The 14,361-nt window shown below is 62.3% G+C and carries 11 protein-coding genes; 2 read left to right on the top strand and 9 right to left on the bottom strand.

Annotated features, from left to right (window positions below; all coding sequences use genetic code 11):
• Positions 1 to 2: 2 nt before the first annotated feature.
• The 7 genes from A7A77_RS07740 to A7A77_RS07710 form a co-directional block, all read right to left on the bottom strand.
• A complete protein-coding gene (locus tag A7A77_RS07740; RefSeq protein WP_066555958.1) occupies positions 3 to 959 on the bottom strand; it encodes a C-terminal binding protein in 957 nt (318 codons plus the stop codon).
• 28 nt (positions 960 to 987) lie between these two features.
• Complete coding sequence (locus A7A77_RS07735; RefSeq protein ID WP_156500469.1) at positions 988 to 1,569, bottom strand: OsmC family protein; 582 nt, start codon at positions 1,567 to 1,569, stop codon at positions 988 to 990.
• Positions 1,570 to 1,609: 40 nt separating this feature from the next.
• Entirely contained in the window at positions 1,610 to 2,254 is a 645-nt protein-coding gene (locus A7A77_RS07730; RefSeq protein ID WP_066555956.1) for an RraA family protein, read from the bottom strand.
• 60 nt (positions 2,255 to 2,314) lie between these two features.
• Positions 2,315 to 3,337 carry a dihydrodipicolinate synthase family protein gene (locus A7A77_RS07725; protein ID WP_066555954.1) on the bottom strand — a complete coding sequence of 341 codons (1,023 nt, stop codon included), beginning with the start codon at positions 3,335 to 3,337 and terminating at the stop codon, positions 2,315 to 2,317.
• Positions 3,338 to 3,454: 117 nt separating this feature from the next.
• A complete protein-coding gene (locus A7A77_RS07720) occupies positions 3,455 to 4,462 on the bottom strand; it encodes a LacI family DNA-binding transcriptional regulator (protein ID WP_082835989.1) in 1,008 nt (335 codons plus the stop codon).
• Positions 4,463 to 4,562: 100 nt separating this feature from the next.
• Positions 4,563 to 6,779 (bottom strand): TonB-dependent receptor, encoded by a 2,217-nt coding sequence (locus tag A7A77_RS07715; protein ID WP_082835988.1) that lies wholly within the window; start codon positions 6,777 to 6,779, stop codon positions 4,563 to 4,565.
• Positions 6,780 to 6,825: 46 nt separating this feature from the next.
• Complete coding sequence (locus tag A7A77_RS07710) at positions 6,826 to 8,169, bottom strand: spinster family MFS transporter (RefSeq protein ID WP_082835987.1); 1,344 nt, start codon at positions 8,167 to 8,169, stop codon at positions 6,826 to 6,828.
• A gap of 242 nt (positions 8,170 to 8,411) precedes the next feature.
• On the opposite strand from A7A77_RS07710, the gene A7A77_RS07705 reads away from it, so the two are divergent.
• On the top strand, positions 8,412 to 9,944 hold the full coding sequence (locus A7A77_RS07705; protein ID WP_066555949.1) for an aldehyde dehydrogenase: 1,533 nt from the start codon (positions 8,412 to 8,414) through the stop codon (positions 9,942 to 9,944).
• Positions 9,945 to 9,968: 24 nt separating this feature from the next.
• On the opposite strand, the gene A7A77_RS07700 is transcribed toward A7A77_RS07705, so the two are convergent.
• Positions 9,969 to 11,021, bottom strand: a complete 1,053-nt coding sequence (locus A7A77_RS07700; RefSeq protein WP_066555947.1) for an aromatic ring-hydroxylating dioxygenase subunit alpha — start codon at positions 11,019 to 11,021, stop codon at positions 9,969 to 9,971.
• Between the two features lie 146 nt (positions 11,022 to 11,167).
• On the opposite strand from A7A77_RS07700, the gene A7A77_RS07695 reads away from it, so the two are divergent.
• A complete protein-coding gene (locus A7A77_RS07695) occupies positions 11,168 to 11,734 on the top strand; it encodes a TetR family transcriptional regulator (RefSeq protein WP_082835986.1) in 567 nt (188 codons plus the stop codon).
• A 74-nt stretch (positions 11,735 to 11,808) separates the two neighbouring features.
• Here A7A77_RS07695 and A7A77_RS07690 read toward each other — a convergent pair whose 3' ends face one another.
• Entirely contained in the window at positions 11,809 to 14,148 is a 2,340-nt protein-coding gene (locus tag A7A77_RS07690) for a TonB-dependent receptor (protein WP_245638425.1), read from the bottom strand.
• Between the last annotated feature and the right edge of the window lie 213 nt (positions 14,149 to 14,361).

Below are 14,361 nucleotides of genomic sequence, written 5' to 3'. Positions count from 1 at the left end.
CATCAGGTCCGGGCGTTGTTGCAGGGGTTTTCGGGCGCGAGTCCGGCAAGGACGCGAACGACCTCCTCTGCCGATCGCCGCCGCAGTTCGGCCAGCGAGGCCGCCGACGAAAAGGCGATGTGCGGTGTGACAATGACATCCGGCCGGTCGACCAGCGCGCGCGGAGGTTCGGGTTCGCCTTCGACAACGTCGATACCTGCGCCGGACAAGTGCCCCGCCTCCAACGCGGCCAGCAACGCATCGTTGTCCACCAATGGCCCCCGGCTGACGTTGATCAGGCATGCGCCCGGTTTCATCCGCGCAATGGTCTGCGCATCGAACAGGTGATGGGTCTGCTCCGTCAAAGGGGCGTGAACGATCACGACATCGCTTTCGCCCAGCAGCTGTTCGAACGGGACTGCGCGCACGTTGATGCCGGTTTCGTGCCCACGGTCCACCGTACCGACCGCGCAGCCAAAGGCGAGCAGCCTGCTTGCCGTGGCCTTGCCGATGCGGCCAAATCCGACGATCCCGACGGATAGGTCGGAAACGCGCCGCAACCGCGCGGCTGCCGGGTTCCAGTTACCCGCCTTGACGTCACGATCGAACACTACGGTGCCCCGCGCCCAATCCAGCAGCAGCGCGACCGCGTGATCGGCTACTTCGCCCACGCAATAGTCGGGGACGTTGGTGACCAGAACCCCGCGACGGGTCGCCTCCTCCATCGCGATGTTGTCCAGCCCCACGCCGATCCGCTGCACCATGACGAGGTCGGGTGCTGCCGCAATCGCTGCTGCCGACACCTCTGCCCAGCAGGTCATGATCGCATCGGGCCGATGCTTCGCGACCAACGCCTCAATCTCTTGCGCAGGTGCGGGAACCGACGGTCCCGCCACGAAAGCGTGCCCCGCGGCCTCGATCACGCCACGCTCTATCGACGTGTCCGGCCATGCATAGTCTGTCTGCAGAACCAGTGCCATCAGTCGAACCTGTCGGGATTGGGAGCGGTCAAAGGTCTTCCCCGTTGTGCAGGATCCGCGAATGGACCGGCGTGGGCTGGCGGATCGACTGCAAGGCAATGCATGCGTCCTGCACGCCGGTCACGAAGGCGCGAATGCGCTCCGACGGTTCGGGGCTGTCGATGATGATGCAGGTATCGAACCCTTCCGCGCCGCCCGCCGGCGGTTCGATCTGGCCGAAGAAACGCCCGCGCACCTCCACCTTGATCCGGTTCACCGCCAGTTTCGAATGCGCCAGCGCCATCGTGATATGGGTGAGCAGGCAGAACGCGATCCCCGACGTAAGATAGCCAAGCGGCGAAGGCGCATCGTCATCGCCGCCGATCGGGCCGCCCTCGTTGCAATAAATCTCGAACGGGCTCCATCCCGGCATCGGGGTGCCGACAATCGCCCGCTTGCCCTGCCCGCTTACCGGTTCGGCCACGGCCTGCATGTGGAAACGCACGGCATTGGCGGAACTGCTCTTTACGTGGGCAAGCTCGGTCAGACCCTCGACCGGCGGCAGGGCTTCCGCCTTGCGCACGGTCGGCCCTTCGGGCCTCACGACTGCCCAGGACATTGTTTCGTTCATGCCTTCATCCTCTTCCGCTTCGCTCTCACGGCGTCGCTGCTCACGCCTTGGCGGCTGCGCGTGCGGCCAGTTCGGCGCGGGCAGCTTCCGCCACGCCTGCACCGGCTGCCATCCGCGCCCTGATGCCCGCCTCGATATCCTCGTTCTCGTGCGCCTTGGCCAGAACCGTGGACACGTCCTGCGGTACGATCACGATGACACCGTCGTCATCGACAGCAACCCGGTCACCCGGCGATATGCGCACGCCGCCGATTTCCAGTGGAACCGAGGGGCGCCCCGGTCCGGGACGGCGATGGGCCATCGGGTAAAGCCCCCGCGCCAGAAACGTCACCCCCATCTGCGAAAGCGCCGCACGGTCGCGAATGTAGCCATCGACAATCACCGCGACGACACCGCGGCGCGCCAGATCGCTGGCCAGCATGTCGCCCATATAAGCGGAAGTGCCCGGCCCACGGATACATAGCACAGCGCCCGGCTGCATCCCCTCTATCGCCGCCCAGACCGCTTCCAGCGAGCCTTCGTCGCAATCGGCGGTCACGGCTGGCCCTGCCGCCGTTCCCGTGCCCGAATAGCGGATCAGCCCGGGGGCGAGCACACCACGACCGCCCGCAGCATTCGCCAATGCCGACACTGCAAAACCGGCCAGCGCCGTGCCATCAGCCTCGGCGTTCGTATTCTCGGACATGTCTGTCGTTCACTCCTCTCCGCCGTGCGCCAGACTTTGGCGTACGGCATGTCCTGTTGATCAGGCGACCGCTTCAAGCGCCGTCCTGTGGGGGTATTTTTTCTGCATCTCGCGATCGAGCATCGCCAGTTCGCGAGCCGTATCGCCGCGCTCTGCCGGGGCCACGTGATAAGGCGGTAGCGGCGGGCCGGCCTTTATGTAACCGGCGTGGTGGATCCGGGTCTTGAGCGCCATGATCTTGTTCATGTGCCAACTGTCCGGACCGCCAGCCGTGCTGAACTTGTCGCCGGGCCACGGGGACTCGTCGATCATCGCCTGCGCCCGGTCCAGCTCGCCCGCCAATACCGCATCGCGCACGGCCATGACAAAGCCCGGCGCGCAGTTGATGTAGCTCGACCAGCAGGCATCGACGCCGAACATCCGGTTTACGATCGGCCAGTCGGTTTCCTGCGTCAGCAACTTGATCCTGCCGCCCACAGCTTCGAAATCGGCGTTGTAGGTGCCGTTGCCAATCATGTTGCTGATGACCAGCACCGTGCGATACTTGCACGCGACGATCTGCGGCATCTTGGCAAGTTCACGGTAGACCGGCGTGGTGATCGGCCGTTTGAACGCCTGCGCATCGTCGTAGAGCATCACCGCCATGTCTGGGAACTCTTCGGTGATGTCCTTGTACCATTCGACGACCGCGACATCGTCCATGGCCGAAAGCATGCCACGCCCCAGGTTCAGGCCATGCGCGCCCATCTCACGGAACTTGCGCGCACGCTCTATCGTCTCGCGCGTGTTCAGCGTGGTCGCACCGGCGAAGACCGGCACGCGGTCCTTCACCGATTCGACGACGGCCCGGGTGAAATCCATGATCTCGTCCAGCGACAGCGAAGCCAGTTCGCCGAACGTGCCGTTCAGCACGATGGCGCTGGCACCATCCCTGACAAGAACATCCGCGGCACGCGCCGCCTCGTCCAGATCGACGGCATTCCTTGTATTCCGGTCGATCACGATATCGGTACGCACAGTCGTCGGCTGATAAGCGACTACGCCCTTGATATCATCGACACTGATCTGCGGCAGACTACCCATTTTCCTGCATCCTCCGGACTGGTTCACTTGGCTTATGCACACGTGTACATTGCCGGTGGATAGTCCGCAATATCTGCTACCACAAAAATTGAACGCTGCGGATCGTTATTTCGGATTTCAAGGATTAACGGCAGTAGAGCCGCGCCGGACCAGCTCAAAGGAAAGCATGGTTTCTCCTGCCGCGACATCCCCCTTTGCGACCTCTGCCACATACCGAGAGGCCGCATCGGCCAGATCGCGCACTGGCAGCGTGATCGAGGTCAGGCCGCCAGGCCACGCCTCATACCATGGCGAAACGCCGGCCACGACGACCGACATATCCGCAGGAATGGCAATGTTTTCGCGCATCAGGGCGCGCATTCCCGCGACACTGATCGGTGCGCTGGAGAAATAGAGGGCTGTCGGCCGTGGTTCCATCGCGAGCAGATCCAGCACGGCATCGAATGCGAACTCGCCATCGGCTGGGCCCAGCCGGACGCATGTCGGATCCACGGCCAACCCTGCCGCCTCCATCGCTGCGGTCACACCTTCCATTCGTGCCTGACCGATCGCATAGTCGAGTGTGGGGCCGACGAAACCGATCTGCCGGTGGCCCAGTGACAACAAGTGTTCGATCGCCAGCCGCGCGCCGCCACTCGCTTCCACCGTCACGCGCGGCCCTGAAAGCACCGGATGGGTCTGCATGAACTGAACACAGTGAACCGTGTTCAACAGCGCGATCGTTTCGGGATGCGGCTTGCGCGTCAGCGCCACAACGATCGCCGTCGGCCGCGATTCCAGCAGTGCCCGCACCTGCGCAAGCTCCCGGTCGGCGTCGTCGGCCGAAACCGAAAGGATCAGCTGCTGGTGCCGCTCGCTGCAATCGTCGCTCAGCTTCTTGGCGACGGCGGCGTAGAATTCGTTGGTAATGTCCGGCAACAACAGGCCGACGACATTGCCATGCCCCCGTTTCAGCATTCGTGCGCCGGAATTGACGACATAGCCCAGCCGGTCCGCAGCCTCCCGCACCCGTGCCTTCGTCTCGGCGCTGATGCTGGGATGGCCGGACAGCGCCCGCGACACGGTCGGGTGCGACAGGTTCAGTTCGGCAGCAATGTCCTTCAAGGTCGGTTGCGGCCTGCGCACTCGGTCCTCCGCTCGTCGACCGATCGACTATCAGCCACGAACCGACCTGTCACCTCAAGGTTGCGGGCCGGGAAACACGATCCCCGGCCCGCATGCCGGATCAGAAGTTGATCCGCCCGCGTACGCCGTATGTGCGCGGCTGGTTGATCGTCGGGCGGTTGAACGCACCGGACTGGATACCACCCGAATAATAGGCGGTTTCGGTGAGGTTGCGACCCCAGAGAGCAAGGCTCCACCGCTGTTGCGGTGCCTTGTACTCGATTTCGGCATTGAAAATCGCATAGCCGCCATCGAGCGTCGTCGGGCTGAAATCGATCGACGTATAGCGCTTCGACGCGAAGGTCATGTCGCCGCCCGCGGTCAGTTCGCCGCCGTCGGCCATGTCGAACACATGGCGATAACTGGCGCTGCCCGCCCACTTTGGGGTTCGCATCATCGGGAAGCCCGAACAGTCGATCGCAACGCGGGCCGGCGGCCCTGCCGACAGGGTCGTCGTGGGGCACAGCGTGCCGACCGGAGCGGCAGGCTGAACGCGCACGAAGTTGGAATATTCGGAATCGACATATTCGACACCGAAAGTCAGCCGGTCGTTGGGAGTCGGCAGCCAGATCGTATCGATGCTGAAGCCGACCGATTTCGAATCCGACGCGTTGGTCGTCTGGAATTTCGGCTGGCCGAGCGCGTTGAACCCGACGAAGGAAATCTGCTGGTCGGAGATGTCCCAATAGAACGCCTCGAGGTTCAATTGCAGCGTATCGTCGAAGAAGCGGTTACGCGAACCGAAGACATATGCGACGATCGTCTCCGGCTCATATGTCGGATCGACCGAGGCGATATCGACGTAGGAACCGCCGCCCTTGAAGCCCTTGCTGACAGTGGCGAAGACCGATGAATCCTCGGCAATATCGTATTGCGCACCAACCTTCCACGTAACGGCATCGGCGGTCACGTCTTCGTTGACGTAGAAGTCGCCGGGCTCGACACCGGGCAGGAATTCCTCAGTCGCAGTCGGCGAAGGATAGACCTGGTTCTGGTAACCGCCTGACGTCGAATTTTCCCAAGTGTAGCGCAACCCGCCAATCAGCCGGAAACTGTCGGTCACATCCACCGTCGTCTCCCCGAAGACGGCCCACGATTCCACTGCCAGCGGATTGACCAGCAGGTTGACCGCAGGGCGACCGGCCGCCGGATTCGGATTGATGATGTCGAACGTCTCGTCGTTGGTGGCTTTCAGGTAATAGGCGCCAGCGACCCAGCGAATGCCGCCGCCCTGATGGGCCAGTCGCGCCTCCAGCGATTTCTGCCCGATGTCGGCATCTTCGCTGATCCCGTAGCCGGGAACATAGCTGAGTTGCTTCAGCCGCTCGTGCCGGTAGGCGGGCAGCACCGTCATCGTGGCAAAGCCGAGATCCCAGTCGAGTTCGACGCTGGAGCTCCACTGGTCAAGCTCGTTGAACGGATCTCCCAGGGGGCGGAACCCGCTGACCGTAGTTGGCCCCGTATCGCTACGCGGATCGAGCGCACCGATCCACGGATCGTCGGCATCGACGCGCGGCACCACGACCGACCCCGGCCCCACACCCCGTACGCGGGCCGCATCGAAAGCGAACTTCACGCTGACCAGCGACGACGGCTCCCACAGCGCGCGGACGCGGCCAGCGGTGGTATCGTCATCGCTCGTTCCGTCGGACAGATACCCGTCATGCTCGACATGGTGGCCGGCCAGCCTGACGGCGAAAGTGTCGCTGACGGGCAGATTCACGACGCCCGTGAAATCGAAAAGGCTGTAGTTGCCGAGGCTACCTTCGAAATACCCCTCCAGCGAACCGATCCGTGCGCCTTGCGTGATGATGTTGACCGCACCGCCGCTCGCGTTGCGGCCATAGAGCGTGCCCTGCGGCCCCTTGAGCACTTCGACGCGGGCAAGGTCGAACATCGCGGGCGAGATCTGGCTGGTGGTGAACAGGTAAACGCCGTCCACGCTGTAGGCGACAGCCGATTCCTGCACCGACTTCGCATTGAACGAACCGACGCCGCGAATGTAGGTCTGCACCGAATTGCCGGCATTGGCGAATTGCAGCCCCGGCACCGCGTTGGCGAGTTCGCGCACGTCGGTAACGCCGCTCAACTCGTCCGCCGTCACCGTATCGATCACGACCGGCGCGCGCTGGGCCGATTCCTCGGTCCGCTGCGCGGTGACGATGATTTCGCCGATGCCGCCCTGCTGGTCTTCATCCTGGGCAAAGGCGGCGGCAGGCATAGCCGCAACGATGACCACACCGGTCAGAAGTCGTTCGCGAAAGCGTTTGTTCCTCATGTCTGATCTCCCTTTGTTCGATAATGCCCGGTTCTTCCGAGTTTCTTCAGTGGTTGACATCAAGGTAGTGCTGCCGCCTTTCCTCGTAGGCGTTGCGGCAGGAAAGACAGGCGACGAAGCTGCCCAGAATGATCGGCGTCAGGACGACGATCATTGATTTTCCGAGCGCATTCGGGTCCTTGAACAAGTAGTCGTTGACCAGCGCGACAAGCGTGACCGCAGCGGTCATGCCCAGCAATCCCGACAGCACGAAATGCAATGAAGTCGCCCGCCCCCGGAACTGGTTCGGCGTGATGTCGTGGATCGTCGGCGCGACGCTGGCGAGGCCGAGCCCGCTGCCGAAGAAGAACAGCCCGACACCGGCCAGTGCCGTCGACCGGCTGGCTGCGAAAACGATGACGACAAGCGCCGCAAGGGCCAAAGGCCACCAAGCCAGCGGCAAGACGAAGCGTCCGCCCCGCACGTCGCGCGCCACCAGCAAGTCGGTGAGAATTCCGCTCGATACGCAACCGGCCATTCCGGCCAGCGCGGCGACCGGCCCGATCATCATCCCGGCTTCGGCCACCTGCATTCCGAAAATGCGTACGAAATAGGTCGGGATCCAGCCTGCCACCGCATATCCGGTAAAGGCGGTAAAGGCCGACACGATGTGAACCGTGGCGTAGACTCGCGGCGCGTGGCGCATGTGTTCGATGAAGCCTTCGGCCGACCCTGTCCGGGACAGGGTGACCTGCCGCCGCTCCGGCTCACGGACAGTGAGCATCAGCACGGACAGCAGAATGCCTGGCGCGCCGATGATAATGAAGGTGCCCTTCCAGCTGGCAATCTCGCCGATGTAGGGAAGGTAAGCCGTACCCACGCCGCCAAGGGCCTTCAGCACCAGCCCGCCGATCAGCATCGACGCACCACCGCCAAGGTAGTTCGCCATGTTGTAGACGCTCATCGCCCTGCCCCGGCGCGACGGCGGGAAATAGTCGGCGATCAGCGAGAACGCGGCCGGCGCAAGACAGGCCTCTCCGATGCCCACGCCCGCCCGCGCGGCGAACAGTTCCCAGTATGTGTCGGCAAAGCCACCGGCAGCCGTCATCACACTCCACAAGGCGATCCCGAAAGCAAGCAAGCGCCGACGATTATAGCGATCGACCAGCGCGCCGAACGGCAATCCAAAGGCGACGTAGAACACCGCGTAAGCCATTCCCTGAAGAACGCTGACTTCGGTATCGGTCAGATCCAGATCGGCCTTGATCGGCTCCACCAGCAGCGAAACGATGTTGCGATCCAGATAGGAAGTGATGCCGATGACCAGCAACACGAGGACGACGTACCACGCATAGTGCGCACGAGGATATTCAGGGGAATGTTCCCGCCCCGCAGGTGACGCCACGGCCATGCCTTCTCCAACCCCGGATATACGATACACGCCGTATACCTTACCCTGTTAAAGCCCATTTCCGATCACATACACAGATAGGAAAAGCGCCTCACATTCACCTACACCCAATATTTATCATGTCAATCAACTTTCGAAACGGTGAGTTTATTTTTATCAATCCCGATTGACTGGCGAGAACCCTATTGTGAGGGAAAGTCGGGTTATGTACACGTGTGCGCATATCGACAATGGAGAGGTTCATGGCAGCCGAAAAAATTATCGGCCACGCAAGTGCGGTTCGCAGTCGCGGGTTGTTCATCGACGGGCGCGAAATGGCGCGGCCGGCTTGCGAAACCATCGCCGTGCTGTCGCCGAAGGACGGCACGACCATCGCGCACACGCTGAATTGCGGCGAAGCCGAGGTCGACATGGCGGTACGCAGTGCGCAGCGCGCTTTTCGCGATCCCGATTGGGCGAACATGTCGAACCGCACGCGCGCCAAGCTCGTCCTGAAGATCGCCGACGCGCTCGAACGCAACATGGACGAACTTTACGAGCTGGAGACGCTCAACAACGGACGTCCCTATCGCGAAACCCGCGCGCAACTTTCGCTGATGGCCGACATCTACCGTTATTACGCGGGGTTGATGATCGCCAAGCGCGATCCCCTGATCCCGGTTGATGGCCCGTACCACGCCTTTGCCAAGCGCGTTCCGGTTGGAGTCGTGGCCAATATCTCGCCCTTCAACCATCCCGTCCTGATCGCCTCGCGCAATCTGGCACCGACGCTCGCATCGGGTTGCACGACGGTGCTGAAACCATCCGAACTGACCCCGCTGACCGCCATCAGGCTTTGGGAGATCATGCACGAAGCGGGGCTACCGCCGGGCGTGTTCAACCTTGTCACCGGCGATGGTGCCAACGCGGGCCGCGCGCTTGTCGGGCACCCCGGCATCAACAAGCTGGCGCTGACCGGCGGCACCGAATCGGGCCGGTTGGCGGCACAGGCCGCGGCGCGCAATTTCACGCACACGACACTGGAACTGGGCGGCCTGACACCGGTCCTCACCTTCGACGATTTCGATATCGAACGCGCGGTCGATTACGCGGCATTCGGTTCCTTCATCGGCGCTGGCCAGACCTGCGTCTGCGCATCGCGCCACATCGTCCAGCGCACGATCTATGACAAATTCGTGGAGCGTTTCGCGGCCAAGGCAAAGTCGATCCGCGTTGGAGATCCCACCGACCCGCGCACCCAAATGGGGCCGATGATTTCTGCCCGTCAGCGCCAGATCGTTCTGGACTACGTGAAGATAGGCCGGGACGAAGGCGCAAGGCTGGTCGCAGGTGGCAACGTGCCTTCCCAGCTCGCCGATTCAGGCGGGTTCTACATGGAGCCGACCATCTTTGCCGACGTGTCGCCCGAGATGCGGATCGCGCAGGACGAGGTGTTCGGCCCCTATACCGTGGTGATCCCGTTCGACGACGAGGAGGAAGCCATCGCCATCGCCAACAACTCGCGCTTCGCCCTCGCCGCGGCTGTCAGGACCAACGACCTTACCCGCGCGCATCGCATCGTAGACCGGCTGGAGGCGGGCGTGATCTGGGTGAACGACCACCACCGTGCCGATGCATCCTTCCCGTGGGGCGGTTTCAAGGATTCAGGCCTCATGCGCGAGGGCGGTCAGGAATCCTTCGACTACTACTTCACGACCAAGGCTGTGATGATCAACAAGAGCAGCGACCGGTTCGACTGGTTCGAACCGGAAATGCGCGACATGCGAATGAACTGACCGCGCCGGCAGCGCGCGATACGATCAATCCCGGATCGTCTCGCGCGCCATCCAGCGTTCGACGGCGCGGCGCGCCTCCACCCCGGCGGCATCGGCCTTGACGCTGCGTTCCCCGGTGGACCCGCGGCGCGGCGTGCGGCTGATGGTCTGCTGCACCTTGACAAGGATCTCTTCGTCCTCCTTGAACCCGTGGACCAGCAAACCGGCGAAGTGATCCATAGTCGCATCGTCGTTCATCATGTCGCGGCCCACGACGTAGAAATACAGCATACTGGTCGCATCGATCGGCGTTGTCAGGTGCGCGAAGAACACCTGTCCGTTGCAATTGTCCGGCTGGTCGGGATCGAAAAAGGCGACCTCGCTTTCGTGGGATGCCGGAGAGAACGATTTTCCGGTTCCGACCCGCGTCCATATTTTGCCCGGTTCGAACCCCAACGGGATGGCATAGGCGGCGGGCAGCGGGCTGCGTTCGAACGCCTGCCGGTACATGACGACGTCGCCTTCGGTCGTTACTTTGGGCGGATTGACGAAGTCCATGATTCCGAAGCTGGAGGCATGGACATAGCCCAGATGCGTGAGGTCGAGCACGTTCTCCTTCAGCAGGAGGTAGTTCGCCGCGATCTCCATCGAACCCTTGCGCGCGTTGAAGGCCGGATCGGTCATCCAGTCGAATTTCGGCGGAGGCGGCACATCGTCGATCACCGCCTTGTCGCCAAGGTAAATCCAGACGAGCAAGCCTTCCTCGCGCACGGGGAAAGTCTCGACCCGGATCGGTGCAGGGCCATTCATCGACGGCACCCGCTGGCAGCGCCCGTCAGGCGCGAATTCAAAGCCATGATAGCCGCACTGGATCGCGTCGCCCTCGATCTTGCCCGATGACAGCGGCGCCTGCCGATGGGGGCAGCGGTCTTCCAGCGCAACAACCTCTCCGGCCTCTGTCCGGTAGAGGACGACCGGAGTATCGAGCAGCCAGCGTGCCAGCGGCGTGCGCCCGACTTCGTCGGCAAAGGCGGCAACCCACCAGCAATTGAGCGGATAGTTCCTGGCCTGGCCAGCACTTGCAGCGATCGTCGCCATCCTCGTCTTCCCGTCTGTTCATCTGGCCCTGCGGACCGGAAATGTTGTTGCGGCGGAACTGTTGGGGCCTTGCTCCGCGCTCTCGCCAAATTTAGCTAACACTGTTAGCCTTGATCGTCTAGCCGGTCACGGTATGGGAGGTCAACATGGATATCAGGCCACCGCAGCAAAGATTGAGCCGCCCGCGCATCGTCGACGAGGCCATTGCCCTTTTGCGCGACGAGGGGCTGGAAAACGTGACGCTGCGCCGACTGGCGGCACGGCTGAAGGTGGAGGCACCGTCACTCTACAAACACATCCGGGGCAAGGACGAGTTGCTAGGCCTCGTCACCGTGCGCCTCTTCTCGAATCAGCTGGACGAGATTGGACCCTGCGCCACGTGGCAGGAATGGCTGCGACAGCTTGGCCGCGTGCTGTGGTCTACCCAGACCCGCATTCCCGACAGCGGCTCGCTGGTCGCAACGACAGCGTTCACGCCGGACCAGATCGAGACGATGTCCGACCTTGCGGCAGCGCCGCTGCTCGCTTTCGGGATCGCGCCGATCGATGCGCGGCACATGCACCTTTCGGCCCAGGCCATCATCCTGGGGTTCAGCGCACTGATCGAAGGGCCCGGGACAGAAGCCTTCACCGCCGAAGTCCGGATAGAACCACTCGTGGCCGAAAGCATCGATGCCCTCGTCCGCGGATGGGAAGCGAAGCTGGCACCATAACGCTGGCCACGAAAGAAAAAGGGTGCGCCGGAATTGTCCGACGCGCCCCGTGATTTCGTCCGACCGGAACCGGATCAGAAGTTGTAGCCGACGCGAACGCCATAAGTGCGCGGCGGCGACAGCGATTCGAACACAACGCTGGTCGAGAGCGGGTGGAACGGCGTGTAGGTCGACGTTATCTCGTCGGTCACGTTGTTGACGAAACCTGCAATGTAGACTTCCGGCTCGTAGAAGGAGAGCTTCAGCTGCAGGTCGGCCATGAAGCTGCTCTTCTCCAGCTGGAAAGGAAGCTGTTCGTTGCCGACATAGGCCGACGAACGGTAGCGACCGTCGGCATTGAAGACGAGCCGTGCATTGTCGGACAGGTCGAACTCCTGCTCCAGCCCGGCGCTGATCGACCACTTCGGCGCGTTGATCGCCGGGAAACCCGAACAATCGACGACGAACACCGCGTCCGACGGCTCAAAGGGGCAACCGGTGGGCGGGGGACCGACAAGCGCCGGCGTTTCGTACACGAAGTTGCGCCGTTCGGTGTCGAGGTACTGGACAAGGCCCGTCAACGTGGTCGTCGGGGTAACCTTGCCCACCAGTTCAAGCTCGGCACCGCGGATGCGGGTTCCGCCGATATTGAAAGTGCCGAATTCGACGCCGCCCTGGCTGTTGAAGGCGAACTGCGAGATCTGCTGGTCCTTGTATTCCCACCAGAACAGTTCGAGGTTCAGCTGCAGCCGGTTATTCAGGAACCGGTTCTTCGAACCGAGCGTCCACGCATCGATCGTTTCCGGCTGGAAAACCGGATCGTCGACCGAGTTGTAGAAGCCACCCGCCTTGAAGCCGGTTTCGAAGCTGCCGTAGATCATCGACTGCGGCGCGACATCGTATTCGAAGCCAAGACGATAAGTGAACTTCTTGAAGGTTTCGTCAGGCGTGTTGTAGGCCGTTCCCACCAGCAGTGTCGCGTTGTTGCCATAAGGCTGCGCCGGGATCAGGTCGCCGTTGCCATCGAAAAAGATCGGCAGCGGATCGAATTGGACCGGCGACAACGGCGGCGTTCCGATACAGAACGGAGGACCGCTCAGGTCGTTGCACACGACGCGGGCGTTGTAGGCGAAGATTTCGGCGTTCTTCTTGTCCACCGTGTAACGCCCCGCCGCAGTCAGGCGGGCAGCGTCCGACAGGTGGTAGGTCAACCGGCCAAAGGCCGCGTAACTGTCGGTATCGTTCGAGAAATCGGCGAAGAACGCGTTGAAATCCTGATTGTAATTCGCCCGTTCGTGGGATTGCTCCGACAGGTAGAAGACACCCAGGATATAATCGAGCGGCCCGCCCGAGTTCGAGGTCAACCGCGTCTCGAACGAGTACTGGTCATCGTCCAGTTCCGTCAGGAAGCACTGGGTCGTGCAGGTCAGGAAGTCGACTTCCGCGCGGCGATATGCGGGGATGACCGTGATGTCGCCAATCGACGTGCTTAGGGTCGCCTCGACAGCGAAACCGAAATAGTCGTTGTCCTGATACGGCTCGAACCCGGTTCGCTCGCCAAGGAATGAGCCAGCCGGGAACGCAAGCGCGTGCAAATAGGGCTGCGCGACCGGATCCAGGCTACCGATGCGGTCGTCGCGGTCGATTCCCTGAATCGTGACGCCCGGCCCCACCCCGCCGACGTGGGCGTAATCGCCCATGACGTTGATCGAGAAGTTCTCCGTCGGCTCGGCGGCCATCTGGACGCGGAATGCGTACATGTCCTCGTCATTGGTGCCATCAGACAGATAGCCGTCATGCTCGGACTTGATGCCGGAAATGCGCAGCGCGCCATCGTCGCCCATCGCGAGATTGACGGCGCCTTCGACCTTTACCGCACCGAAATTGCCGAATTCGCCATTCAGGTAGCCGCCCGTTTCGCCAAGATCGGGCTTGCGGGTGATGACGTTGATCTGACCGCCGGTGGCGTTACGGCCATAAAGCGTGCCTTGCGGCCCCTTCAGAACCTCGACCCGCTGAAGATCGTAGAACATGCCCTGCACAGCCGAGCTACGCGCAATGGTCACGCCGTTGACCGCGACGGAAACAGCCGCGTCGCTGTTGGAGTTCGTGGTGAAGTTACCGACGCCGCGAAGATAGAACTGGGTCGCGGACCCGCCGATCGTCGAGATCTGCAAGGCAGGCGCCACGCGAACCAGGCCTGCCGTGTCGGTAATCGCGGCGCGTGCCAGCGATTCGCTGTCGACTGCGGTGATTGCGAGAGCGGCCTTCTGCAGGCTTTCCTCGCGCCGCTGCGCGGTCACCACGATTTCGGCGAGGCCGCCTTCCGCCGTGGTGTCATTATCATCCGAATCCTGAGCATAGCCCGTCGCGGGAAGCGCGACCGCCCCCATGGCCAAAATCGTGGAAACCAAAAGTGACTTGTTGATGGACACGTAGATCCTCCCTCTCGTTACCTCGGACCGTTCAGGCCCTTTTGCGTTCAGGTCGCAGGCTCCCGCCGGATCGGGCACCTGATCAATTATTTATCATGATAGGGATTTTATAAAACGCTGCGTATCATAATGGAAGGGGGAATTTGCAGCTGCAATGTATTGTCACCAATTGGCGAGTGGTTAGAGACCGCCGGAATGGCCCGTTTCCATGGA

Origin of the sequence: Croceicoccus bisphenolivorans (assembly GCF_001634625.1) — a bacterium.
GTDB lineage: Bacteria > Pseudomonadota > Alphaproteobacteria > Sphingomonadales > Sphingomonadaceae > Croceicoccus > Croceicoccus bisphenolivorans.
The sequence above is the reverse complement of the archived record's forward strand: the minus strand, read 5'-3'. Positions and strand labels throughout refer to the sequence as shown.

Excerpts from the sequence above, each read along its gene's own strand:
- A7A77_RS07700 (WP_066555947.1), bottom strand. The coding sequence starts at position 11,021 with ATGGCGACGATCGCTGCAAGTGCTGGCCAGGCCAGGAACTATCCGCTC.
- A7A77_RS07710 (WP_082835987.1), bottom strand. The coding sequence starts at position 8,169 with ATGGCCGTGGCGTCACCTGCGGGGCGGGAACATTCCCCTGAATATCCT.
- A7A77_RS07735 (WP_156500469.1), bottom strand. The coding sequence starts at position 1,569 with ATGAACGAAACAATGTCCTGGGCAGTCGTGAGGCCCGAAGGGCCGACC.
- A7A77_RS07715 (WP_082835988.1), bottom strand. The coding sequence starts at position 6,779 with ATGAGGAACAAACGCTTTCGCGAACGACTTCTGACCGGTGTGGTCATC.
- A7A77_RS07725 (WP_066555954.1), bottom strand. The coding sequence starts at position 3,337 with ATGGGTAGTCTGCCGCAGATCAGTGTCGATGATATCAAGGGCGTAGTC.
- A7A77_RS07695 (WP_082835986.1), top strand. The coding sequence starts at position 11,168 with ATGGATATCAGGCCACCGCAGCAAAGATTGAGCCGCCCGCGCATCGTC.
- A7A77_RS07705 (WP_066555949.1), top strand. The coding sequence starts at position 8,412 with ATGGCAGCCGAAAAAATTATCGGCCACGCAAGTGCGGTTCGCAGTCGC.
- A7A77_RS07730 (WP_066555956.1), bottom strand. The coding sequence starts at position 2,254 with ATGTCCGAGAATACGAACGCCGAGGCTGATGGCACGGCGCTGGCCGGT.
- A7A77_RS07740 (WP_066555958.1), bottom strand. The coding sequence starts at position 959 with ATGGCACTGGTTCTGCAGACAGACTATGCATGGCCGGACACGTCGATA.